The following is a 24768-nucleotide window of genomic DNA, read 5'->3' as shown; positions in this document are numbered from 1 at the left end:
CGCACCGACATACACCGGACTGATTCACCAAAAGATGTGTCTCGCCCGTAGGAGTTACACCACTCTGAGAGCCCAGAGGTGCGATCCTTGGAATAATCGACACGATTGACGTATTTGCTCTAGCTCCCACGAAAGCTGTCGAAGGCAGAACTTGCTCTATGCGAACTATATGAGTCTTCTCAACCTCCTCCCAAAACTCTCTGCAGCGACGTCCGGCCAAAATACCGTTCGGCAGCACAGCCCAAACTCCAAAAATTGGGCGGAGTTCTTGCAAAACTACTGCCACAAAAGCGGCTGCTGGGCTGAGAAGACCATCGAAACCGCGATAGCGACATGCGAGACCCGCTCCGCCACGGTAACTAAAGGGCGGGTTCAAAACAACCGCTGCAAGCGGGACGTTCTTACGGACGCTATTCCAGACAGAACTAGATCTTCTCGATCTTTCGGACAGGAAGTTTACTCGGCCCAGATTCCAATGCGGGTTGCTTTTTGATAAAATGGACGTCGCATTTTGGTCGATATCCATTCCGTACAACTCGACCCTCCGCCTGAAGCGCCGCTCGACTCCAGCCAAGAGCGCACCTTGCCCAACACTCGGATCAAGTATCGCGCCCTTCATCCCAGACGGCATCCACCCTGCGATGCAATCGGCAAGCCATTCCGGCGAATAATAACTGTCCACCATTACGAATCCTCGTGACCCGATAGTCCGTTTGTATCGTCAAACCTAAAGACGCTTGTGTTAACGAAGCCCGTTATGTCGTACACGCACAGACGAGCCTCACCTTTACTGCGTCTCTTCGACCGCACCGGATGATCATACACAATCTCTACCAAATTTCCACGAGAAATTGCGTATAAAACTGCACCTACTGCATGCGGTTTAGTCCCGATCGGAGCAACACGAATACCTTCGTGGGGATTCCATGCATGAACTTCACTAAGCGTCAAGAAGGCATCAAACGGACAATTAGCCTTCGCGAATTGAACTTGCCGGTACACGAAGTTTGCCTCGATAACGGACCGATTTCTCGAATGCGCATAGAAGGAGTACTCCGGCCTGAATCCTGGAACTCCTACAATCGGAACAATGCGATCCGGCGGAGTTTCGGTACGGGACAAGATGTGGTTTAGCCTGGTACCCTCAAACCCAATCATTGGAACAAGAATTTCATCCGTTGACCCAGGCCCTAGTCGGGCAAAACCTGGGATTGGCTCGATACCGCCAATCTTTTCGGACAGGTCATAAATTCCATCTTCTGAAATTGTTCGCGAGCTAGAATAAGTCTCGGGTTCTAGATAGATTAGAGAAATTGTTATCTCACCTATCACTGCCGCCCTCAGCAGCGGTGCCCAAGTTCGATGAGCTAATGCAGTAATATCTAACGTAATCGGTCCAGGTAAACTCTGCAAATATTCAACAATGTCATCTGCATCGTGCAGGAATAGCTGTAATCCCGCACTCGCTGCATCAACTTCTGTCACCAGCACCGACTCGTTGCCCTGCGCGTCGATCGAAATAAAATTGACATCGGTGAAGTTTGTCGTCGCATGCCACTCCGAGGCGACTGACGCGCGATCTTCATCTACTCCATTGCCAAAGATGAAGGTGCCGCCTGTCTTTGCAAACTGCCGCCTGTAAATCTCGTCGGTGAAAAGCGGCTCGTCAAGCCTATCCATTGAAGAACCCGTCGTAAATCGACAATTGTTCAGGAAGAGCAGAATCTACAACTGGAACTCGCCTAGAAAGTACTTTTTGAATGGTACGCCGTGAATTTTTCGACGTGAGAGACAAGAAATCTCCTGAACCAAGAGTCATTCGGCGTTTGCGCCGATGACTGAACTCAAAGTAAGGAGAAAAAATTGGATGCATCTGAAAGTCGACGTCTTTGGTTTCGCCAGATGACCGAGCATTCTTGTCCCCTGCGAAAGAAATTAGAGCTCCGTGCATTACCGCTGCCGAGAGAACCGAGCGCACCTCGTCCATGTCAGTATCTGAATTATAGCTTATTCGAAATTGATTGACTTCCGGCGCGTGCCCCTGCGGCTCAGCTGCCATGACTTGAAAAATTCTTCCCAGTCCCAAGTTAAGGCGAACAAGTTGCGCACCACGTTCTGAAAGCCCCTCCAACTCGCGTAATGCCATCTGACCGACGCGGGACGCTGCAGCAGTTTGATCGCCTGCCGCCACTGCCTTATCTAAAGAGTGACCTCCACTAACATGAATCAGCAAGGCCTCATAAACTAACCTTAAAACATATCGTATATTACCATCCGATATCTGAGCGAAGGTTGACCAGCCGGAGTAGTACTTCCGGGTTCCGCGCTTTCCTTTCCTTAAAGTGAATAGAAGTGAATAGGAGTGGTTCCTGGTTCGAGTCATCCATTTTCTTGGATCGCGGATTGCGTCGTCTAACACATCGATCTCCCGACTATTCTGCGCCTCCGCCCAGTAACCAATCATGCAGGCGCTGACTAGCCGCATACTGTCAAAATGCTCCAGTTGTGAGTCGGGTGCTTTCTGCTGAACGAGACGGTTTCTAACGACCTCCCTTTGCCACTCACCTCCCAACAATATAGCTTCTTGCTCTTCGAGTAATTCCGGCAATAGGTGCGTAATGGAAACTTCTGGCCTGAATCCAACCGGCAACCGACTCAGACGCCCGTCACATACTTTCTCTGCAAAGGATGCAAAAGACTGCTCTTTTAGGTGATCAACAATATCAATTGTTGTGTAATCCGCGGGGTCGTGCAATGGCTGATTTTCGGCCAATGTGGTTCGCTCACGCTCAGATACATTACGGGTGCCAATTTTGAATGTATACCCACCATCACCGACATGTTTAATTAGCGTATTGATCACCCGCTGCTGATACGGCTGCAAATTTTCGAATTCATCTAAACAGAACGTGAACGTAAAACCGTCTAAGCGCACGTCTTGACGCAGAGCCTTCACCAAGTACTCAACCGGTTTACCTAGGCTCGACAAACTGAGCTGGCCAAGCGCTCGCGATATCGAGTTTAATCCTGCTTCAAGCTTCGCCAATTCGTAGCCGACACGCTTACGCAACGACTCTAGATTCTGCGGTCCATCGATATTCAGAGAAATGGATGTGAGCGCGAGGGCATCCCCGTCAGGAAAATTGATAGGTCCTGAATTATTCTCGAACCATTTTACGAACTCGAACAGCTTAAGTACAAGCTGCAGATTGACGTAGTGGCTGAAAATATGTGTCCAAGTCTCCTCCGAGACTCGTCTGCCCCTGAAGGCGGTTACAACATTGCTTTCAAACCGCCAGTATGCACCGACCGCAGTCCATTCGTTAATGTCGGACCCTACCAGCTTGGACTGACCTTCGTAGGCAAGGCCACGTAGCGTCGTAGTCTTACCTGTCCCGCGTCCCCCGATGAGCATGCACGGTCTTTTTCCGACCAACTGTGACCAGTAGACCGGTGTTGAGAAAATCTCGAATAGTTCCTCGCTAGCTAGATGCTCGGTTCTAACCTGGCCGAAGGCAAGGCTCAGCTCCTTCTGTAGCGATTCAATTCTGGAGTCAGGCAACGCGTGATCTGTCATCTTTTCCTCCGAAGCGTCGTCCATCCCGAGTTCTCGCTGGTAAAAATTGGTAGCGTGTTATCCGGCACGCCGTGCTCAAACGCTAAGGCAAGACCCATGTCACCGAACCCGAACTTGTCCTCGATTTTGTACCCGGCAGGATGGGCATAACGCGCCAAAAAGTCCGGCAATTCGGCGCGTAGGTTGGCAGGAACCAGATTTGTCTCCGAATACTCGGGATTTGCAAAGTATTCGTCAGGTAGAAGATGTGCCGGGCGCACCATTACCGTCGGACACTGCATAGCGATTTCCCGCTTGGCGTAAGCCGTACAGATGGCCGGCGTGTAGTAGACTTCTCCGATCCGCCCATCAGCCTGCAGCGATGCGAGGCTCGTCGCCGCATCACTTTGTCCGTCGGAGATTTCTCGAAACCACACTTGTAAAAATTGGGTGCCGGTTGCTGCGAGATCGTCGACAAACACCAGGTCGATAGCTCCTTGACCTTGGTTATGCGTTACGTAGTCACCTATTGCAGCAGGGTCTCGCAATTGGCCAGGGTTCGTCACGAGGTTGCCCCTTGCGCTTCTAATGAAAATGTGGCCTGAGCCGGCCGGGTCGTAGATGTCGCCAGTCGGGTATGTGACAACAACATTACGTCTGAATGTCTGCCATCGATTTACAACCGACTCGCTAGGCGGCAAGGCACTTCTGAACGTGGTCGATAGGGAATGAAACGCGGAGCTGACCATCTTTTCGACGTGGGCGCTGTTCAGATACACGAACGATTCAAGTAACGCGGCAGCTATCTCGCGGTCGCGGGCAGTACCAAAATTATCAAGCCAACCCGTAGGGTTGATGTCACCCGGTTGTCTCGGCCAGAGCCCAATATTCGAGTAGAACTGCCGCCTCGACCTCTGACAAGGCACCTCGTCTTTCAACTCCATCGTAGCGTCGTATGTACGTAGCCATGGTAGTGCCCGGGCGCAGGCTGGCGTCGCATTTATCCACTGTGCGGCGACACACGTGAGACGAAGCGAACCCGACGACCTAGCCGAAGAGGCCATGCTTACCGGACAAGACTGGCATGAGCCGCGGACAGTTCACCGGCCTCGTAGGACGCCAGTTAACTACAGGTCCAGCAAGACGACCGCCGCCAGTTATTTTGACTTGTGACATTCTGTGACACCGAAGTGCGTGTTCGAACCATCGCTGATGCAGCGTAACGCGCTGACCTGCGCAAACATGGTGCCCCCAGTCGGACTCGAACCGACACTGTGCGGATTTTAAGTCCGCTGCCTCTGCCAATTGGGCTATAGGGGCCACCGCCGGAGAACTCGCTCCAGCGGTGACGATCATATCGGGCTGCTACTGCGCCGGGATGACCGGCGGCACGAACTCGAAGGTCATACCGAGGAGCCATACGAGCAGCAAGACCACCGGGAAGTGGAAGATGAACTGCAGGAACGTGAATCCGATCAAGTCTCGCGCTCGCAGACCCAGAACCGCCAGCAGGGGCAGCATGAAGAACGGGTTGATCAGGTTCGGCAGAGCCTCGGCCACGTTGTAAATCTGGACGGTCCAGCCCAGGTTCATCTGCACATCGGTGGCCGACTGCATCACGTACGGCGCTTCGACCAGCCACTTACCGCCGCCGGAGGGAACGAACAATCCGAGTACAACGGTGTACACCGCGATGACCACGGCGAATCCACCGCCGCTACCGATGTCGGTGAAGAAATTGGCGAGGTGCTCGGAAATCGTGACGCCTCCCCTACCCTCGGCCTTGGTCAGCATGGCCGCCATCGCGGCGTACAGCGGAAACTGCACGAGGATGCCCGCGGTGGCGGGGACGGCCTTGCTGACCGAATCCAGAAAACGCCGCGGCGTCCCGTGCAGCACGAGCCCGAGCATCAGGAACACCAACAAGTACCCGTTCAGGCTGCTGACCACCGACAGCACCGGCAGCGTCAACAGCTGGGAAACAAGCCATCCCAACGTCATTGCCCCAGCGAAGAGCGGAAGAATACGGCTGTATTCGAGCCACTCCCCCGGCCTGGTGCGCGGTGCCGGTTCAGCGACGGTGTCGTCGAGATCGACCTCCATGTCAGCGGCAGTCTTGATCGCGGCACCCTTGGGAGCAGACACGTGTGCGATGACGACCGTCAACACGATGATGATCGCGCACATCAGCAACGACTGCCACGTGAAAATGGTGGTTCCGAAATCGAGTACTCCGGTGACCGAAAACAGTGTTGCCGGAAGCGATTTCGCCGTCGCCTGCAGCTGCGCAGCCGAGGATGACATTCCGAGTGCCCAGACCGCTCCGAGTCCCATGAATGCCGCAGCCCCGAGTGCTCGGTAGTCCGTCCGCAAATCGTGACGGCGCGCGATGGCACGGGCCAAGAGACCGGCGAACACCAGACTCAGGCCCCAGTTCAGGAACGAGACCGAACAGGACAGCAGCGCCACGAAACTCACTGCGCTACTGGAACTCTTGGGCACTTGCGCCAATCGGGTGATCAATCTGGCGACCGGTGGAGATGTGGCCACGACGTAGCCGGTGAGAACGACCATCGCCATCTGCAGCGTGAAGGCAGTCAGATCCCAGAAGCCGTTCCCGAATGCGTCGACCACGTTCTGCGGAGACGACCCGTTGGCGAAGGCAGCAACGGCCACGACCACCACTCCGACGAGGGCGAAGATGTACGCATCGGGGAACCACTTCTCGGTTCCCTTGGCGAGCGCTTGCGCGACGCGGGCCAGCCCTTTCTCGGCCGGTGCCTGGTCGGCCGGTGCCTGCTCGGCGGGTGACGTCATCGGTGGTCCTCACCTCGAAGGTAGCCGTGACGTGGGCCACAGCGCCTGTAAGGGTTCACCGAATCACGCAGCGATGCAACCTACATCGCCGCAGACCGCATCTGCAGAATTGCAGATCAGATCTTGATGGACATTGCGATGCCGTCGAGGATGTCGTGCTCACTGACCGTCAACGAGCTCACGGCACCGCGTCGCTCGAATTCTTCGGCCAATACGCTGCACACAATTGCACCGCCGCCGATCACGTCGACCCGACCGGGATGCATGGGGCCCAACGCACTTCGCTGCGTATGTGTCATGCCGATCAGTCGCTCGCACACCTCGAAGAGCTGGTCGAACGGCACTCGCGAGAGGTGCACGGCATCGGCGTCGTACTCGGGCAGTTCCTTGGCGATGGCCGCGATGGTCGTCATCGTGCCTGCCACCCCGACCCAGCTCGACGCGTCGCCGATCGACACTTCCTCGAACGCCTCCGCCAACTTCTCGCGGGCGTACTCGCGCGCGCCGTTGATCTCGTCCGCGGTGGGAGGATCCGAATGCAGGAATCGTTCGGTCAGACGGACACAGCCGATGTTCGCCGAGAACGCCGCCTTCACGCCTTTGGCGTCGCCCAGTACGAGCTCGGTGGAACCGCCGCCCAGATCGACAACCAGGAAAGGGCCTGCAGCAGAGTCGAGTTCACCGACTGCACCGGCGAAGGACAACCGCGCTTCCTCGTCACCGGTGATCACCTCGGCCTCGGCACCGGGAATGACCTTGCCGAGCACCTCGCGCACCATCGAGAAGAAGTCCTCGCGGTTCGACGCATCCCGGGTGGCAGAGGTGGCAACCATCCGCACTGCGGTAGCACCCGTCTTACGAATGATCTCCGCATACTCGACCAATGCCACGCGGGTGCGTTCGATGGCCTCGGGCACGAACGCTCCCGTTGCGTCGACTCCCTGACCGAGTCGCACGATCCGCATCTCGCGGGCGACGTCGGCGAGGGACTTCCCGTTGTTGTCGGCGACGAGCAGGCGGATCGAGTTGGTGCCGCAATCTATCGCTGCAACCCTGGTCATGATTTCTCCGCACGTAGTTCTTCGATGGTCGGCCAATCGGCCGGAATAGCCTTGCCACGCAACGAGTTCTCGGCGGCAAGGGCCACCGACTCGTCACCCAGCGGGTTGACGCCCGGGCCCTTGGCCAACGAATGGGCGATCAAGACGTGCAAGCATTTGACCCGATCGGGCATGCCACCACCGGTAAAATCCGTTCCGAGAGATTCGATCTCGTCACGTTCGGCCAGATAGGACACATGGGCGCGCAGGTACGCGGCAGCCAACTCGGGATCGGCACCGAGGCGTTCGGTCATCTCCCGCATCACCCCCGCCGATTCCTGGCGGCTCGCCTCTGCTGTCAGTCGCGGATCCGTCAGATAGAACAGGGTGGGAAACGGCGTGCCGTCGGGCAGCTTGGGGGCGGTTTTCACCACGCCCGGCCTGCCGTCAGGAGATCGATATGCGATCTCGAGTACGCCACGCGGTTCACGTCCGAGCTGCGATGCGACCGCATCGAGATCTTCCTGCGAGACTGCCGAGGAATTCACCCGACCGGTCCTCCTTCTGATTGTGGTGCCGGAGCGGCCGGCACGGGTTCTGGCTGTACGACGGGCATCGGTGCGGACGTCGGCTCCGCCGGCTCGTTCGATCCCTGCGGCTGAACTGCGGTGTTCCACAGGTCGGTGTACCAGGGACCCGTCGGCGCACTGTCGGCCGCGAGTTCCTCCGGGGTCTTGCCGTAGTCGCCGGGCAACTGCACCTGGTACGGCGTCTCCCCCGGCATCACGAACCGCAGGCGCTCACGCGCATCGGCCGCGATGCGGGACGGCTCGTCGAGCTGAGATTTCTGGGTCTGCAGCGCTTGTACGTCGTTCTCCAACGCTTGCCGCTCGGCAAGCACCGACTCGAGTTCGCTGCGCTGCGAGAAGTAGGTGCGTAGCGGCACTGCCAGCGTCAACGCCAGCGCGCACACCACAACGCCGAGAATGACGGCCCGTCCGGTGGACAGTCCGAGGAACGTCCGCTCGGGCATCTTGGGCCGACGAACACCGACGCGCCGGGGAGCGGCCTTGCCACCGACCACCGCGTCGCGCACCTGCTCCGATGGTTCCGGCGGGGTGGCCGTCCGACCGGAGGCGTTCTCGTCGCGAGAGACGCCCCCGGCCTTCGACCGACTCGAAGAGGAGGACCGGCCGCGGGGTCGGGGATCACGTCCACCTGGACTGGTCCCAGACCTTCCGCGCCGTGCCATCATTCATCTCCACTTCGTGCGATACGAACCTGCCTGCTATCCCTCGTAATTGAACCGGGGGAAAGACAACTCGCCGGCGTAACGCGCCGCGTCGCCCAGAGCTTCTTCGATACGCAGCAACTGGTTGTACTTGGCCACGCGCTCGCTTCGAGCCGGAGCACCGGTCTTGATCTGGCCGCTGCCGACGGCAACTGCCAGGTCAGCGATGGTGGTGTCCTCGGTCTCGCCGGACCGGTGGCTCATCATCGTCTTGTAACCGTTGCGGTGAGCGAGATCGACTGCGTCGAGGGTCTCGGTGAGCGTGCCGATCTGGTTGACCTTGACCAGCAGCGCGTTGGCCGCACCCTTGACGATGCCGTCTTCGAGACGCTCGGGGTTGGTGACGAACAGGTCGTCGCCGACGAGCTGAACCTTGTCGCCGATCGACTCGGTGAGTGCAACCCAGCCGTCCCAGTCGTTCTCGTCGAGCGGATCCTCGATGGAGACCAGCGGGTAAGCGTCGACGAGTTCGCCGTAGAACGCCGACATCTGCTCGGCGGACTTGGTCTCACGCTCGAAGGCGTAGCCGGTACCTGCGGTGTAGAACTCGGTGGCCGCCACGTCGAGTGCGAGAGCGACATCCTGGCCGGGCTTGAGGCCGGTCTTGCCGATGGCCTCGAGGATCAGGTCGAGAGCTGCCTTGGTGCCGGCGAGATCGGGAGCGAAGCCGCCCTCGTCGCCGAGGCCGGTGGACAGGCCCTTGGCCTTGAGCACGGACTTGAGTGCGTGGTAGACCTCGGCACCCCAGCGCAGCGACTCCTTGAACGTGGGAGCACCGATCGGCGCGATCATGAACTCCTGCACGTCGACGCCGCTGTCTGCGTGTGCGCCGCCGTTGATGATGTTCATCATCGGCACGGGGAGGATGTGTGCGTTCGGTCCGCCGAGGTAGCGGAAGAGCTCCAGGCCGGTGGACTCGGCCGCAGCCTTGGCGACCGCGAGCGAGACACCCAGCAGGGAGTTCGCGCCGAGGCGAGACTTGTCGGGAGTGCCGTCGAGATCCAGCAGAGCCTGGTCGACCGTGCGCTGCTCGATGGCGTCGAGGCCGATGACCGCGGGCGCGATCTCGTCGAGCACCGCGTTGACGGCCTTCTCGACGCCCTTGCCGCCGTAGCGGTCTCCGCCGTCACGAAGCTCGACGGCCTCGTGCTCACCGGTGGATGCGCCGGAGGGGACGGCTGCGCGGGTCAACGTCCCGTCGTCCAATGCGACCTCGACCTCAACCGTGGGGTTGCCACGGGAATCGAGGATCTCGCGAGCTCCGACCTGCTCAATGATGGCCACGAATGCTTCTCCTAGTAACGGGGACCGGCGGACTGTGCCGGGTGCAAGACTAGCCGCTCTTGCGTGGTGCCCGCGATGCACGGAGTTTCTACGGCCTGGTGCCCACCGAGTACGCGGCCGCGCGATCTCGCACGTCACGCAGATACTGGCCCGAGAGGTTGTACGCCATCAAGGCCGTCTCCCAGCCCTGTGCCGTCCGCAGATCGCCGCCGCGGGCGCACAGATATCGAGCCGCCGTCAACGCCGCATCGTCGATGTTGTCCGGATCTGCGATGCCGTCGCCGTTGGCGTCGACACCCCACTTCTTCCACGTCTCGGGGATGAATTGCATGGGACCCATCGCTCGATCGAACTCGGCGTCACCGTCCATGACGCCGCCGTCGGTGTCCGGAATCTCGGCGACACCCGGACCGCCGTCGAGCGGAATACCGCGGATCGGCGGTGCGACCAGGCCGTCGGGCTGCACCGAGGATCCCTGGAACGTGCCGTGCCGGCTCTCGATGTAGCCGATGCCGGCCAGTGTCGTCCACGCAATTCCGCAGTCTGCGTCCGTCTCGGTCATGATCGCGGCCGCGTGCCCGTACGACGCGAGAGCCGTCACCGAGATACCGAGCGCGTCGGTCTGAGGTTCGGCCCACGCGAGCAACAGATCGGCTGTCCGGCCGGGGGCATTGAAGTCGATCAGCGGCACCTCGGTTCCCGGACCGGGCGGAATGCCCTCGGGAATCTCACGCTTCGGCTCGCTGCTGCCACATGCGGTGAGCGCAAGGAGGACCGATGCGGTGGCGAGCACGCAGATTCGTGAGATCACCTCACCATCCTGCACACGCAAGGTAATAGAAAGCTAAAGGCCCGGAAAACCCCAGTTCAACGTGCATTCGACTGGCGATGCAGGGTGTATGTTTCTGTCAACCTTCACGCATGAGGGTCGCCTACCCTTCGCGAGGGAAGGCGTACCAATGTTCGACGTACAACAGGAGCACTACCCCGTGTCCTCAGTAGCCGTTCTCGCCGCCGCAGGCTCAGCGCCGTCGCTCGCCACCCAGATGTTCGGCAGTGGCTTGATCGGCCTGCGCGAGGGTCTCGAGACCGGGATCGTCGTGATGATCCTCGTCGCGTTTCTCGTCAAAGCGAACCGGCGCGATGCACTCAAGTGGGTGTGGCTGGGCGTGGGGCTGGCCGTTGCCATGGTGGCCGCGATCTTCTTCGTCATCCACTACGGCACATCCACGGTCACCGGACTGACCGCCGAGATCATCGCAGGCGCGGCATCGCTCGTGGCCGTGGTCATCGTGACGGCGATGGTGCTCTGGATGCGCACCGCCGCGAAGAACATCTCCGGCGAACTGCGCGCGAACATGGAGAAAGCACTCACCGTCGGGCCTGCTGCAGTGCTGACGCTCTCGTTCTTCGCCGTCGGCCGCGAAGGTGTAGAAACCGCACTGCTCATGGTCGGCTACGCCGAGAACACGAACGGCAGCCTGTGGCCTCTGCTCGGTCTGCTGCTCGGCATCGTCGTCGCTGCCGTGCTGACGGTCTTCCTGTACTTCGGTGCCGTCCGCATCAACTTTGCCGTCTTCTTCAAGTACACCGGCGTCTTTCTCATCGTGGTCGCCGCCGGAATCCTCGCCTACGGCATCCGCGCACTGCAGATCGGCGGAGTACTGCCCGGTGGCAGCGCCGTCGCCTTCGACATCAGCGCTCACTTCGACGCCTCGAGCTGGTACGGCACCGTGCTCGGCGGCATCTTCAACTTCCGCCCCGAACCCACTGTCTTCCAAGCGATCGCATGGGTGCTCTACATCGTCGTCGTGTTGTTCCTCTTCCTTCGCCCGGTCCGCGTTCCCGCGTCTCCCGAGCCCGTACTTCAGAACTCCTGAAAGGCACCACCATCATGCGTCGTTCCACCTTCGCTCTGGCCGCGGTCGCGGTTCTGCCGATAGCCCTGGCCGGATGCACCGAAAAGTCGTCCACCGAGGCCGCATCGGGCGATATCGCCGTCACTGCGACCGACTCCTCCTGCGACGTGAGCGCATCCGAGGGCACCACCGGTAACTCGACGTTCCAGATCACCAACAACGGCAGCAAGGTCACCGAGTTCTACGTCTACGGCGCGGGCGACCGCGTCATGGGCGAGGTCGAGAACATCGGACCCGGGTTGACGCGTCAGCTCATCGTCGCCCTGCCGGACCCCGGCACGTACCAAACCGCCTGCAAGGCAGGCATGGTGGGCGACGGTATCCGCGCCGATTACGTCGTCTCCGGCGACTCGGTCCGCACCGCCGACGAGAACGGCCTCCTCACCGAGGCCGCCGCCGGCTACAAGCGCTATGTCGTCAGCCAGATCGACGCGTTGCAGGACACCACGGCATCGTTCGTCACCGCCGTCAAGAGCGGCGACGTCGACGCGGCCAAGGCCCAGTTCCCCATTGCGCGTAGCTATTACGAGCGCATCGAGCCCGTGGCCGAGAGCTTCCCCGACGATCTCGACCCGCGCATCGACCTGCGCGAGCCCGATGTCGAGCCCGGTGCGGAGTGGACCGGATTCCACCGCATCGAAAAGGATCTGTGGACGCAGGGATTGCAGCCCGACACCAATGCAATGGCCGACCAACTCGAGGCCGACATCACCGAACTCGCCGACAAGATCAAGGCCGACGACTTCACCATCGACCCCATTCAGGTCGCCGGTGGCGCACAGGGATTGCTCGACGAAGTTGCCAAGACCAAGATCAGCGGTGAAGAAGACTTCTTCTCACACACCGACCTGTGGGACTTCCAGGCCAACGTCGACGGCTCCCAGGCCGCCATCGCTGCGGTGCGCCCCATCCTCGACGAGCGCAACGCCGAACTCGGTACCGCCATCGATGCCCGCTTCGCAGAACTCGACGCCGAACTGGCCAAGTACCGCAGCGGCGACGGCTTCGTCTTCTACGACACGGTGACCGAACCACAGCGCCAGGAACTCTCGAACAAGATCGACGCCTTGTCCGCCGAAGTGAGCCAGGTGCAGGGTGTCGTTGCCGGACAATAAGACTGGACAATTTTCCCGGCGGCGCCTGTTCGGTGCCGTCGGGACGGGGGCGGCACTCGTCGGAGTGGGAGCCATCGCTGGACACGCGACCGCCTCCGGAGCCGAGGCACCCGCTTCGGACGTCGTCGAATTTCGCGGAGACCACCAGGCCGGAATCGTCACCCCGGCACAGGATCGCATGCACTTCGTCGCCTTCGACATCACCACCGACTCACGCGACGACGTCGTTGCGCTGCTGAAGAAGTGGACCCTGATGGCCGAACGGCTCACCAAGGGCGAAGAGACGTTCGACGGCGGTGCCGTCGACGGTGGCCAGTACAACCCGCCGTCTGATACCGGCGAAGCACTCGGCCTGACGGCGTCGTCGCTGACGCTGACGATCGGATTCGGTCCGTCGATGTTCGACCGATTCGATCTGGCCTCGAAAAGGCCTGCGTCGCTTGCCGATCTGCAGCATTTCCCGGCCGACAACCTCGATCCTCGACGTTCCGGCGGGGACCTCTGCATTCAGGCCTGCGCCAACGACCCCCAGGTTGCCGTCCACGCGATCCGCAACCTCGCTCGCGTCGGATTCGGCACCGTCTCGGTGAAGTGGTCTCAACTCGGCTTCGGCCGAACCTCGTCCACCTCGACCACACAGGCAACACCGCGAAACCTGTTCGGATTCAAGGATGGAACGGCGAACCTCAAGGCCGAGGACCCGTCATTGCTGGACGAAAACGTGTGGGTTGCTTCCGATGACGATCAGGAATGGATGGCAGGCGGCTCCTACCTCGTCGCCCGTCGCATCCGCATGCTCATCGAATCGTGGGACCGCACCACGCTGAAGGAACAAGAGCGAGTGATCGGGCGCAGCAAGGGATCCGGCGCACCACTCGGCCAGAAAGACGAATTCGACGCACTCGATTTCGAGTCGCAGGGCCCCGAGGGCACCTTCATCGACAAGACCGCGCACGTACGCCTGGCGTCGAAGGAAAACCTCGGCGGCGTCCAGATCCTGCGTCGGGGATACAACTTCACCGACGGATCCGACGGCTTCGGACACCTCGACGCCGGACTGTTCTTCATCGCCTACTGCCGCGACCCACTGACTCAATTCGTCCCGATGCAACTGGCCCTGTCCCGCAAGGACGCACTGAACGAATACATCCAACACGTGGGTTCTGCGGTATTCGCCTGCCCTCCCGGCGTCGGAGAATCCGAATATTGGGGTTCGACGCTGTTCGAGTAGGTCGGTTCCCCGCGTTGCGTCAATGGACCCTTGCACACGTCTGACCCGTGCAGTGGTTCATTCACGCAATAGCCCGGTCCGCGTCAATGGCGCACTGCATACGTCTGACCGGTGCAACGGTCTATTGACTCGGGCGGGGTGAGCCCTCAGTCCAGCGGAGAACACCGAATCATCTGGGTGTCAAATTCTACTCAGGGTCACAAATTCCGTTATTTTGCAACCGTTTTCGGAATTATTTCGAGTTTGACAGAACTGCGCAGTCTGCTTAAGTTCTAGCGGTTCGGATTCGTCGCCGACTGCTCCTCGAAGGGATTCATGCCCCTCCCCCAGACTGCCGATACACACGCGACCTACCTCCTCGATCGTCACATGTTTGCCCTGTGGACCTGGTCTTCCGGCACTGTCGGATCTCCCCCACCCGTCGGCGATGCCCAGACGGTCGCGCTGGCAGTTCCGACATCTGACCTCTCGGGTTTCGAGGTGTCCGACGTCGACTGCGCATTGATCGAGCCCGATCGACTGGCCGACGTTGTCCTCGACGCTTCCGGTGCCTCGGTTCATGCGTGGCGGACGCACCTGACGGGCGGCGATTCTGCGCTGCCGATCGCTGGGCATGCGGTCCCCGATGCCACCGGGAGTGCGGTGGCATCGGCGGAACACGCCCTCGCCGCTTTTCGCCATACGACGGCCGTTGGCGCCGAACTGCGCACAGCGCTGGTCGCGGAGATGCGGCCATACCAGGTACGCGGCGTGAGTTGGCTTCGGGAGACCGTGTCCGCCCACGGTGGTGCGGTGCTCGCGGACGAAATGGGGCTCGGTAAGACGCTGCAGGCAATCGGCTACCTCGTCGGGCGCGCCGACGAGGGGCCGCAGGTGGTGGTGAGTCCGACGTCGCTGGTCGGAAACTGGGCGCACGAGATCGCTCGGTTTGCGCCGGACCTTTCGACGGTGATCTGGCGCGGCGGGCCACTGCCGGCGATGGACCCGAGAACGGTTCTGCTCACCGGGTATCCGACGTTGCGCACACACGGTCCGCAGCTCGCCGATCTTCATTGGGCCACTGCCGTATTCGACGAGGCACAGGTGCTGAAGAACCCGCGTACGCAGATCTCGAAGGCCGCGCGCATCATCGACGCCGGCGCGACGATCGCGATGACCGGCACGCCCGTCGAGAATCATCTCGACGAATTCTGGGCGCTGCTCAACCTCGTCGCACCGCACTTGTTCGGGAACAAGACTCAGTTCCGGCGTCGATTCATCAAGCCGATAACGGACGGTTCCGGCGTCGCCGCCATTCGGCTCCGCGCAGCGATCGAACCGGTTGTACTGATGCGAAAGAAGTCTCAGGTCGCCGCATCACTTCCGCCGAAGATCCATGCAGACCTGATCTGCGACCTCACCGAGGAACAGCAGCGGTTGTACGACCGCGTCCTGGATCAGGCGATCGACGACGGATTCGGCGATGGCGTGCAACGCCAGGCCCGAGTGCTGGCGGCTCTGACCGCACTGAAGCACGTGTGCAACCATCCGGCACTGGTCACGGGCGACTCCGACGATCTGTCGGGGCGGTCGGGGAAGCTCGACCTCTGCACCGATATCGTGGCCAACAACCTCGAAACCGATTCGCCGACAATCATCTTCACCCAGTATCGTAAGACCGGCGAGCTTCTCGTACGGCACTTCGGCGAGCAGTTCCGAGTGTCGGTGCCGTTCTTTCACGGTGGCCTGAATCAGGAACAACGGGCAGATATCGTTCGACGCTTCCAGTCCGACGACGGCCCGGCCGTACTGGTGCTGAGCCTGAAAGCCGGCGGCACCGGACTTACCCTGACTCGCGCAGCCGACGTCGTCCACTTCGACAGATGGTGGAACCCAGCCGTCGAAGCGCAGGCCTCGGATCGAGTCCACCGGATCGGGCAGACCCGCACGGTCACCATCACCACGCTCACCACCGACACCACCATCGAGGAGCACATCGCGGCCATGCATTCACGAAAGTCGACGCTGTCCGAGGTCGCCGATATGTCGGGTGTAGCCGAGCTGGCGAAGTTGGACGACGACCGACTCGTCGACACCCTGCGCCGGAAGCGAACCCGCTGACATGGCGGACGACGACTTCGGTTACACAGCATGGGGACGGGACTGGGTTCGACTCGCCCAACCGCTACGCGTGACACGACCGGACCCTCGGCTGCCCCGCGCCCGCGCGCTGGCGAAGGGCGCAAAAGTGGAGGTGACGATCTGTGCCGGCAGGATCCGAGGAACCGTCGAACACGGGCGCACAACACCCGAGGTGCGCATCGAGGTAGCACCCATGTCTTCGCCTGTTCTGAACATCCTCACCGCCCAATTGCGTGGAACCCGAACGATTCTCACCGACGAGATGTACAGCGCATGCACCGAACGAGGTCATCCGCCTGTACCCACACTCACCCGGGTCGAGTGCACCTGCTCCGACAGCACCGGTCGGTGTGTCCACGTGCTCGCCGTCTATTACGATATGGCCCGGCGTATCGACGACGATCCGCGTCTCGCCCTCGATGTCCTGGCCCCGTCCGACGGCCCTCACGAATCCGCGGCAGTCCCACAGCGGTGGACCACACTCGACGCGCTCGATCCGGCCGATTACTTCACGGTTCGGTAATCGACGACCTGCGCCATCGGACTAGTCTGATCCGATTCGGTTCAGCGATGAGTTTGCACACGCGGATCGGTCTACACGTCGTACATCTTCATCATCGACATCGGGAGCGCACATGGGACAGCTGGTTCGGGTACAGAACTTCACCGTATCGAGCGATGGAATCGCTGCTGGGGTGGACCAGAGCTTCGAGAGCCCGTTCGGACTCGACCATCTGGCCCTGATGGGGTGGTACTTCGGCACCGCCAGCTTTCCCGGGAACGCCGGTTCGGGTGGTAGTCGCGGACTCGACGACTACTTCGCCCGCGACTTCGCGAACAACATCGGTGCCGAGATCATGGGCCGACACAAGTTCGGACCCCAACGCGGACCGTGGACCGACCACGAATGGCAGGGCTGGTGGGGCGAAGAACCCCCCTTCCACACACCCGTCTTTGTCCTCACCCACCACGAGCGACCATCGATCACACTCTCCGACACCACGTTCCACTTCGTCGACGGCGCGCCGTCCGAGGTGCTGAGACAGGCAAAGGAGGCGGCCGACGGTAAGGACGTGCGACTCGGCGGCGGCGTCACCAGTATTCGGGAATTCCTCGACGCCGATCTCGTCGACACCATGCACCTCGTCGTCTCGCCCATCGAATTCGGCTCGGGCCTGAAGCTGTGGGATTCACCCGACGAGTTGAACGACAGATTCGAGCACGAGGTCGTCCCCAGCAGCAGCGGCGTCGCGCATCACCTGTTCTGGCGGAAGTAGCCGGTCCGGATCAATGCGGCTTTGTTGCACTCTGAGCGACTGAAACCCACATTGATCCCCTAGCCGAGGGACGAGGTGAGGGGTGGAGGGGGTGGAGCGGGTGGTGTAGGACTACCCCCGCAGACCCCAGTGCTCGATCCAATCCAGTGCAGACATTTCTCCCGGCGCGATGCCCGCGTTACGGGCGGATGCTTCGGCGTTGCGGATCAGGGCTGCAAAATCCAATACCCGACGCCGCAGTGCGTCCTCGGCGCTTTCTCCACCGTGCGAATGATCGACTCCGATGTGCACGACGCGTAGGCCGTCGGGAACGAGTTCGTCGGGCAGGCCGGCCTTGGTGGCTCGTCCGATCACCTTCTGCGCCAGGGCGAGTGACGGCTGCGACAGAGCAATGCCGTCGATGCACGATCGCCGCGCCTTCTCCGACGCCTTCTGCTCTTCCCAGGCGCGCTCTTGTTCGACGATGTCGATCGGTCCGCCGTCCTGGCGAGCGAGGTGCGGGCTGCGGTGGGTCAGTTTGGCAACGAGTCCCGCGGCGACGTCATCGATATCGAACGCATTCTCGGCAGCGTTCTGAGCGATTCTGGAATGAAAGAGCACCTGCAGCAACAGGTCTCCGAGTTCCTCGCGCAGGTCGTTCAAATTTCCTGCGGCTATGGCGTCGAGAAGTTCGTAGGTTTCTTCCAACAGGTAGCCGCGCAGCGATTCGTGGGTCTGCTGCGCTTCCCAGCCACCGATCGTGTGCAACCGGTCCATCAGATGTACCGCCGCGATCACGTCGTCACCGGGCAACTTCTCGGCAGAGATGACTCGTTCTCCGCGCGCGATCCGGCTCTGGACGTCGGGGTTGGCCCGGTCGGTGCTGACCAGGACGGGATCGACGGCATCGGGCGCAGCGGTGCCGGAGAACAGCCATCTCACCCGCACCGGTACCTCTTCGGTGAATTGCACGGCACCGCCGAGGAATTCGACAGCATCCACGGGTACCTGCGCCGGACGAACGGGGTCGAGCAGAACTACCGTCACCGCTACACCCCCACTGTTTGCTCCAACAAGACCGACCGAGATGGCTTCCCGTCCAAGGATAGGATGAGATCGGCGATGAACTGCACCAATTCGACGTCGCGCACGCGCGCCGCGCCCACTCCGCCACCCTCGACGCGCGGCAGCGGTAATTGCACCACTCCGGTTGTCGCCCGGTAGGTGGCGCTGGGATAGAGCCGCTTGAGGCGAATCTGCTTGGAATCGGGCAACTCCATCGGAGCCAGTTTGACCTGAGTTCCGGCGACGTTGACGTCGGTCAAGCCGTACTCCTTGGCGATCAGCCTCAACTTCGCGATGGAGACCAGGCGGCCGACCTCCTCGGGAAGGGGCCCGTACCGGTCGACGAGTTCGTCGATGACGGCGTCGATGCCAGCAGAATCGGCTGCCGCAGCGAGTTTTCGGTAGCCCTCGAGGCGCAACCGGTCGCTGGTGACGTAGTCGGGTGGAATGTTGGCGTCGACGGGTAGGTCGATGCGCACTTCCTTCGGAGCCTCGTCCGTCGTGATGGGCTTCCCGTCTGCAGCGGCGCGGTAGGCTTCGACCGCCTCACCCACGAGCCGCACGTACAGGTCGAATCCAACGCCTGCGACATGCCCGGACTGCTCGGCTCCCAGAACGTTTCCGGCACCGCGGATTTCGAGGTCCTTCATCGCAACGGCCATACCGGCACCGAGGTCGGAGTTCTGCGAGATTGTCGCCAGGCGATCGTAGGCGGTCTCGGTGAGCGGCTTCTCCGGCGGATACAGGAAGTACGCGTAGCCACGCTCGCGACTACGCCCCACTCGGCCGCGGAGCTGATGCAGCTGGGACAGGCCGAGCGAATCGGACCGCTCGACGATGAGCGTGTTGGCGTTGGAGATGTCGAGGCCGGTCTCGATGATGGTGGTACACACCAGCACATCGGTCTCGCGCTGCCAGAATCCCTGCACGGTGCGTTCGAGTGTCTCCTCGTTCATCTGACCGTGGGCGGTCGCGACCCTGGCCTCGGGCACCAGATCACGAATCTTCTTGGCGGCCTTGTCGATCGAACTGACTCGGTTGTGGACGAAGAACACCTGACCGTCACGCAGCAACTCGCGCCTGATGGCCGCGGCGACCTGCTTGTCGTTGTACGCCCCGACGTAGGTGAGCACCGGGTGCCGCTCCTCGGGCGGGGTGAGAATGGTGGACATCTCACGGATGCCGGCCAGGCTCATCTCGAGGGTTCGCGGAATCGGCGTGGCCGACATCGTCAACACATCCACGTGGGTTCGAAGCGACTTGATGTGCTCCTTGTGCTCGACGCCGAAACGCTGCTCCTCGTCGACGATGACCAGACCGAGGTCCTTCCAGGCGACACCGGTCTGCAGCAACCTGTGCGTACCGACGACGATATCGACTGTGCCGTCGGCCAACCCGGCCATGACCTCTTTGGACTCGGACCCGTGGGTGAAGCGGGAGAGCCCCTTCACCGTCACCGGGAACGACGCCATGCGTGCGGTGAAGGTCTGCAGATGCTGTTGCGCCAGAAGCGTTGTCGGAACCAGGACGGCAACCTGCTTGCCGTCCTGCACAGCCTTGAACGCGGCGCGTACTGCGATTTCGGTCTTGCCGTACCCGACGTCGCCGAGAATGACGCGGTCCATCGGGACCGCCTTCTCCATGTCGGCCTTGACGTCGGTGATGGCGGTCATCTGGTCTACCGTCTCGGTGAATCCGAACGCATCTTCCATCTCCAGCTGCCACGGAGTGTCCGGCCCGAAGGCGTGCCCGGGGGCTGCCTGACGAGCGGCGTACAGCTGCACCAGCTCGCCGGCAATTTCACGAACCGCCTTGCGCGCCTTGCGTTTGGTATTGGCCCAGTCGGATCCGCCGAGCTTGCTCAACGACGGCAGCTCGCCGCCGACGTAGCGCGAGAGCTGATCGAGCGAGTCCATGGGAACGAACAGGCGGTCGCCGGGATGGCCCCGCTTGCTCGGTGCATATTCGACGACGAGGTATTCGCGTCGGGCACCGCCGATGGTGCGTTCGACCATCTCGACAAATCGACCGATGCCGTGCTGATCGTGCACGACGCTGTCGCCGGCGACGAGCGCGAGGGGATCGACCTGATTGCGACGCTTCGCCGGAAGCTTGCGCCCCTCCCCTGCCGCGGCGACGCGGTTGCCGGTCAGATCGCTTTCGGTGACGACGACGAGCTTGGCATCGGGGAAAACCAGGCCGTCGTGCAGTGATCCGCAGAGGACGTTGACGACGTCGGCAACCGGAACCGCACCGGACTCGAGATGTGCTGCAGGCACTTCGGCCTCGGCGAGGCGTTCGATGATGCGGGTGGCGGTACCGGCACCCGCTACGGAGATGACGGCGCGGCCACCGGTGGCAATGTGCGCCCGCAGGGTGGCGAACAGGGCCGTCAGTGCTTCCTCGGACCCACGGACCTCCGGGACCGAATCGACAGCGAGTTCGACTTCTTCGCCGTTTCCAGAGGCGAGTGGGCTGATGGTCCACCACGGACGGCCGTGCACCTGGGCGGACTCGCGTACCTGTCGAAGCGATCGGTAGGCCGAGGCACCGAGATCGAGTGACGCACCTTCGAGGCTGGACGTGTCGAGGGTGGAGGTATCGAGCGGCGCGGCTCCGCCGATCGATGCTGCCGTCCAGGAGGCTTCGAGGAACTCCTGGCCCGTGCGCACCAGATCGGTTGCGCGCGTGCGGATTCGCTCGGGGTCACAGAGCAACACGTGCGTTCCGGCGGGGAGGGTATCGGCGAGCAGTTGCAGTTCGCCCGGCTGCAGCAGCGGCAGCAACGCCTCCATACCCTCCACCGGGACTCCCGCGGAGAGCTTGTCGAGCATCTCGACCAACGCGGTGTCGCCAGCATTGTCGGCCGCAAGCACTGCGGCGCGGTCGCGGACTTCCTGGGTCAGAAGCAACTCGCGGCACGGCGGAGCGATCACGAGATCGACCTCGTGATCGGGCAGTGATCGCTGGTCGGAGACCGCGAACGCGCGGAGTTCGGTGATCTCGTCGCCCCAGAATTCCACGCGCACCGGGTGATCTGCCGTCGGCGAGAAGAGGTCGAGGATGCCGCCGCGTACGGCGAACTCGCCGCGCTTGCCGACCATGTCCACGCGCAGGTATCCGAACTCGACGAGTCGGTGGATCAAGCCGTCGAAGTCGATATCGAGCCCGACCTTCAAGGTCACGGGCTCGATCTCGCCGAGACCGGGAGCCATGGGCTGCACCAGCGAGCGGACCGTGGTGACGATGACGCGCAGAGGATCGCCGTAATCGGTGTCGCCGGGACGAGCGAGCCGGCGGAGCACGTCCAGTCGCTTGCCGACGGTGTCTGCGCTCGGTGACAGTCGCTCGTGTGGAAGCGTCTCCCAGGACGGGAACATCACGACGCCGCCGCCGAGGATCTGGCGGAGTTCGTCGGTGAGATCGTCCGCTTCACGCCCGGTGGCGGTGACGATCAACAGCTGAGTGTGCTGCGCGATCGCGGCCGCGACGAACGGGCGAACCGAGTGCGGGCCGATGAGGGTGTGCTCGGCGGTGCCGATCGCGTCGGCGACGGCCACCATCGACGAATCCGTCAGCGCAATGCTGGCCAGACCCGACAGTTGCAGCGCCGCGTCGGGAACGATCGGGGCCGGCCCGGATGGCGACACGGCAGGCAGAGAATCGGAAGACAACAGCAATGCTCCTACAAGCGATTCGAGGCGACGGCTGCGCATGCACAGTCGCCTTCGAGTCTATGGGAGTACGCCGACACCCCGGCAGGCGGGAGACACGCGAGCTCAGCTCAGGGCTGCGTCGAGCATCGCGGCGAGTGACTCGCCGGCAGCAGCCGAGTCGTAATGCGGGTCGTGCAGGCATTCGGTGACGATCGCGTCGATCGCGCCGCCGGTGATGATGGCGAGCGTTCGTGAATCGACACCGTCCGTCCCACGTGCACGGACCGACGCGTCGATGATGTCGGCCAACGGACGCCATCGCTGTTCCGGCGTGTGCCCGGCTGTGGAGTTTGCCAGCGCCTCGATCAGCATGCGCGTATGCCGGGGGTGAGCGCGGAGGTGGCCGACCATGGCCCCGACGTACGCCTGAGGACCGTCCTGCGCTGGAACATCCCCGACCGCAGCAGCCACGTCCTCGACGAGCGCATCGAGAACGAATCGATACGCCGCGTCCACTACCGCATCCTTGGTTCGGAAGTGGTACAGCACAGCCGCTTTGGTGATGCCGGCGTTGTCTGCGATACGCGCGAGCGAGACGTTCGAGTATCCGTGCTCGGCGACCGCAGCGATCGTGACGGCGATCAGCTGCGCGCGCCGGGTGAGTTCGATGAAGCTCGGTTCTCTCGTTGCCACGAACGCCAGGTTACCGTACGGTCGAAATACTTACCGATCGGTTAGGAGACCGGACATGAACGACCGGATGCCGCACCCACGCCGTCGATACCTGAAGGTTGCCGCCGGGGCGTTGACCGTCGGCGCGCTTGCCCTCACGTTCGCGCTTCGATCCCCCTCACCTGTCGGGCATTGGAACAGCGCAGAGAGTGAGGATCGATTTCTCGCCGCATACGACCGCGCTTTCGAGGACTTGCCCACCCCGGCGGAGACGCTCGACGTTCGCACCGATTACGGCGTCGTCCGCGTGTATCGGTTCGCGGGCACCGGCGACTCGACGCACCCGCTACTGCTCCTGCCTGGGCGGTCCTCCGCGACCCCGGTCTGGGCAGCGAATCTTCCGGGCCTGCTGACGATCGGGGACGTCTACACCGTCGATCTACTGGGCGAACCGGGTCGCAGTATTCAGGAACGTCCGATCTCCGGTGACGGAGACCAGGCGACCTGGCTCGCACAGACCCTCGAGGCTCTGCCCGCAGACAAGGTGCACGTGATCGGGCTGTCCATCGGCGGGTGGACGGCGGCGAACCTGGCACTGCATGACAGTTCCCACATCGCCTCACTGACACTGATCGACCCGGTCGAGGTGTTTTCCGACATCCCGTGGAACACCGCGATCCGCGCCCTCCCTGCCGCCGTACCGTGGCTGCCGAAGTCATGGCGAGACGGCTTCAACTCGTACACCGCGGGCGGTGCAGAGGTCCAGAACGTTCCGATTGCAGACATGATTGAGGCCGGAATGCAGGGCTACTCGCTGAAACTGCCGCAGCCCACCCGCATCACCGATCAGCGCCTGTCGACTCTCGACGCACCGGTGCTGGCCGTCATCGCAGGAAGATCCGTGATGCACGACGCGGGGGACGCAGTCACCACAGCAGAAAGAACGCTTCCCGACGGGACTGTGCGGCTCTATCCGGACGCCTCACACGCGATCAACGGCGAATACCCGGATCGACTCCGAGAGGACATCGCAGACTTCGTTGCGAGGAACTCGTGAGTTACGGGCCGAAGCGGATGACTCGACGAGCCGCGAACTCGCGGAAGTAATCCAACTTGTTGGCAGGAACGAGGGCCGGCAGGAGGTAGTACCAGAGGCGCTCCATGCGCGAAGGCAATTCCTCGGTGGTGGAGGTGGCAACCGCAACCATGTGCACGCCGGTGAGAATCTCGAGTACGAGCGAACCGATGGTGCGTGAATCCGAGTTGGGATCGATGTCGCCCTGCGCAATTGCCTTGGCGGCGAGCCTGTCGAACGACTCGCTCCACCCGGCCATCACATTGCCCTCGGTGCCTCGGTAGTCACCGATCTGATGGCTCAATCGGAGCATGGCCGAGACCATGGGATCGCTGACCGAGAGATCGACGACGATGTAGGAGATGCCGATAGCCGCTTCGAGTGCGGGGATGCGACCGTCGTTGAACTGCGAGCAGGCAGTGGTCAGACGAGTGTTTCCCTCGTCGATGACCGCACGCGCCAATTCTTCCTTGGAACCGAAATGGAAGTACAGAGCGCCCTTGGTGACCTGAGACTGAGAGATGATCTCGCTGAGACTCGCGTTCGCGTACCCGAGGCGCAGGAATACATTCGCTGCGCCCGCGAGCACGGTGTCGCGGGTTATCTCAGCGCGGGCCTGCCTGACCATAGGATCCGCCTTCGCGATTCTGTACTGACACTGCGCAAATTA

At 61.8% G+C, this 24768-nt stretch carries 20 protein-coding genes and 1 tRNA gene; 7 read left to right on the top strand and 14 right to left on the bottom strand.

All coding sequences use genetic code 11. The features are described 5' to 3' along the window. Positions 1-684: 684 nt before the first annotated feature. The 10 genes from ACQR3T_RS01385 to ACQR3T_RS01340 form a co-directional block, all read right to left on the bottom strand. A complete protein-coding gene (locus ACQR3T_RS01385) occupies positions 685-1680 on the bottom strand; it encodes a hypothetical protein (protein ID WP_428692290.1) in 996 nt (331 codons plus the stop codon). Further along, positions 1673-3577 carry a hypothetical protein gene (locus ACQR3T_RS01380; RefSeq protein ID WP_428692289.1) on the bottom strand — a complete coding sequence of 635 codons (1905 nt, stop codon included), beginning with the start codon at positions 3575-3577 and terminating at the stop codon, positions 1673-1675. Before ACQR3T_RS01380 ends, ACQR3T_RS01385 begins: the two co-directional genes overlap by 8 nt. Further along, entirely contained in the window at positions 3574-4500 is a 927-nt protein-coding gene (locus ACQR3T_RS01375; RefSeq protein ID WP_428692288.1) for a phosphoribosyltransferase-like protein, read from the bottom strand. The genes ACQR3T_RS01380 and ACQR3T_RS01375 overlap by 4 nt, the downstream gene beginning before the upstream one ends. A 299-nt stretch (positions 4501-4799) precedes the next feature. After that, positions 4800-4876: transfer RNA gene (locus ACQR3T_RS01370), tRNA-Leu, on the bottom strand. A gap of 45 nt (positions 4877-4921) precedes the next feature. Further along, entirely contained in the window at positions 4922-6373 is a 1452-nt protein-coding gene (locus tag ACQR3T_RS01365; RefSeq protein WP_428692287.1) for a short-chain fatty acid transporter, read from the bottom strand. Positions 6374-6489: 116 nt separating this feature from the next. Continuing rightward, entirely contained in the window at positions 6490-7434 is a 945-nt protein-coding gene (locus ACQR3T_RS01360) for a Ppx/GppA phosphatase family protein (RefSeq protein WP_269595965.1), read from the bottom strand. Further along, positions 7431-7961, bottom strand: coding sequence for a DUF501 domain-containing protein (locus ACQR3T_RS01355; RefSeq protein ID WP_428692286.1), 531 nt, complete (start codon positions 7959-7961; stop codon positions 7431-7433). Before ACQR3T_RS01355 ends, ACQR3T_RS01360 begins: the two co-directional genes overlap by 4 nt. After that, the gene (locus ACQR3T_RS01350; RefSeq protein ID WP_032377245.1) at positions 7958-8509 is read right to left on the bottom strand and encodes an FtsB family cell division protein; all 552 of its coding nucleotides are present in this window, start codon (positions 8507-8509) and stop codon (positions 7958-7960) included. The genes ACQR3T_RS01355 and ACQR3T_RS01350 overlap by 4 nt, the downstream gene beginning before the upstream one ends. A 192-nt stretch (positions 8510-8701) precedes the next feature. Further along, positions 8702-9988 carry a phosphopyruvate hydratase gene (gene eno / locus ACQR3T_RS01345; RefSeq protein WP_008718800.1) on the bottom strand — a complete coding sequence of 429 codons (1287 nt, stop codon included), beginning with the start codon at positions 9986-9988 and terminating at the stop codon, positions 8702-8704. A gap of 88 nt (positions 9989-10076) precedes the next feature. Then, positions 10077-10799 carry a lytic transglycosylase domain-containing protein gene (locus ACQR3T_RS01340; protein WP_428692285.1) on the bottom strand — a complete coding sequence of 241 codons (723 nt, stop codon included), beginning with the start codon at positions 10797-10799 and terminating at the stop codon, positions 10077-10079. A gap of 148 nt (positions 10800-10947) precedes the next feature. Here ACQR3T_RS01340 and efeU point away from each other — a divergent pair, with 148 nt between their 5' ends. The 6 genes from efeU (at position 10948) to ACQR3T_RS01310 (ending at position 17651) form a co-directional block, all read left to right on the top strand. After that, positions 10948-11868 carry an iron uptake transporter permease EfeU gene (efeU, locus tag ACQR3T_RS01335; RefSeq protein ID WP_428692284.1) on the top strand — a complete coding sequence of 307 codons (921 nt, stop codon included), beginning with the start codon at positions 10948-10950 and terminating at the stop codon, positions 11866-11868. 14 nt (positions 11869-11882) lie between these two features. Beyond that, positions 11883-13022: an iron uptake system protein EfeO gene (gene efeO, locus ACQR3T_RS01330; protein WP_428692283.1), complete on the top strand. Its 1140-nt coding sequence runs from the start codon at positions 11883-11885 to the stop codon at positions 13020-13022. After that, positions 13003-14253 (top strand): iron uptake transporter deferrochelatase/peroxidase subunit, encoded by a 1251-nt coding sequence (gene efeB / locus ACQR3T_RS01325; protein WP_080730481.1) that lies wholly within the window; start codon positions 13003-13005, stop codon positions 14251-14253. The genes efeO and efeB overlap by 20 nt, the downstream gene beginning before the upstream one ends. A gap of 369 nt (positions 14254-14622) precedes the next feature. Further along, positions 14623-16353 (top strand): DEAD/DEAH box helicase, encoded by a 1731-nt coding sequence (locus ACQR3T_RS01320; RefSeq protein WP_428693027.1) that lies wholly within the window; start codon positions 14623-14625, stop codon positions 16351-16353. Position 16354: 1 nt separating this feature from the next. Then, positions 16355-16897, top strand: coding sequence for a hypothetical protein (locus tag ACQR3T_RS01315; RefSeq protein WP_428692282.1), 543 nt, complete (start codon positions 16355-16357; stop codon positions 16895-16897). Positions 16898-17009: 112 nt separating this feature from the next. Continuing rightward, a complete protein-coding gene (locus tag ACQR3T_RS01310) occupies positions 17010-17651 on the top strand; it encodes a dihydrofolate reductase family protein (protein WP_428692281.1) in 642 nt (213 codons plus the stop codon). A gap of 111 nt (positions 17652-17762) precedes the next feature. Here ACQR3T_RS01310 and ACQR3T_RS01305 read toward each other — a convergent pair whose 3' ends face one another. The 3 genes from ACQR3T_RS01305 to ACQR3T_RS01295 form a co-directional block, all read right to left on the bottom strand. Further along, positions 17763-18677: a MazG family protein gene (locus ACQR3T_RS01305; protein WP_428692280.1), complete on the bottom strand. Its 915-nt coding sequence runs from the start codon at positions 18675-18677 to the stop codon at positions 17763-17765. 2 nt (positions 18678-18679) lie between these two features. After that, the gene (gene mfd / locus ACQR3T_RS01300) at positions 18680-22258 is read right to left on the bottom strand and encodes a transcription-repair coupling factor (RefSeq protein WP_230594600.1); all 3579 of its coding nucleotides are present in this window, start codon (positions 22256-22258) and stop codon (positions 18680-18682) included. Between the two features lie 216 nt (positions 22259-22474). Then, entirely contained in the window at positions 22475-23044 is a 570-nt protein-coding gene (locus ACQR3T_RS01295; RefSeq protein ID WP_428692279.1) for a TetR/AcrR family transcriptional regulator, read from the bottom strand. A 55-nt stretch (positions 23045-23099) separates the two neighbouring features. Between ACQR3T_RS01295 and ACQR3T_RS01290 the strand changes: the two genes are divergently transcribed. Continuing rightward, positions 23100-24080: an alpha/beta fold hydrolase gene (locus ACQR3T_RS01290; protein WP_428692278.1), complete on the top strand. Its 981-nt coding sequence runs from the start codon at positions 23100-23102 to the stop codon at positions 24078-24080. A gap of 1 nt (position 24081) precedes the next feature. Here the strand turns inward: ACQR3T_RS01290 and ACQR3T_RS01285 are convergent, their stop codons facing one another. Next, positions 24082-24726 carry a ScbR family autoregulator-binding transcription factor gene (locus ACQR3T_RS01285; protein WP_032377254.1) on the bottom strand — a complete coding sequence of 215 codons (645 nt, stop codon included), beginning with the start codon at positions 24724-24726 and terminating at the stop codon, positions 24082-24084. Positions 24727-24768 lie beyond the last annotated feature (42 nt).

This window comes from Rhodococcus sp. IEGM1428 (assembly GCF_050321865.1).
Lineage (GTDB): Bacteria > Actinomycetota > Actinomycetes > Mycobacteriales > Mycobacteriaceae > Rhodococcoides.
This window is presented reverse-complemented; position numbering and strand designations above follow the sequence as displayed.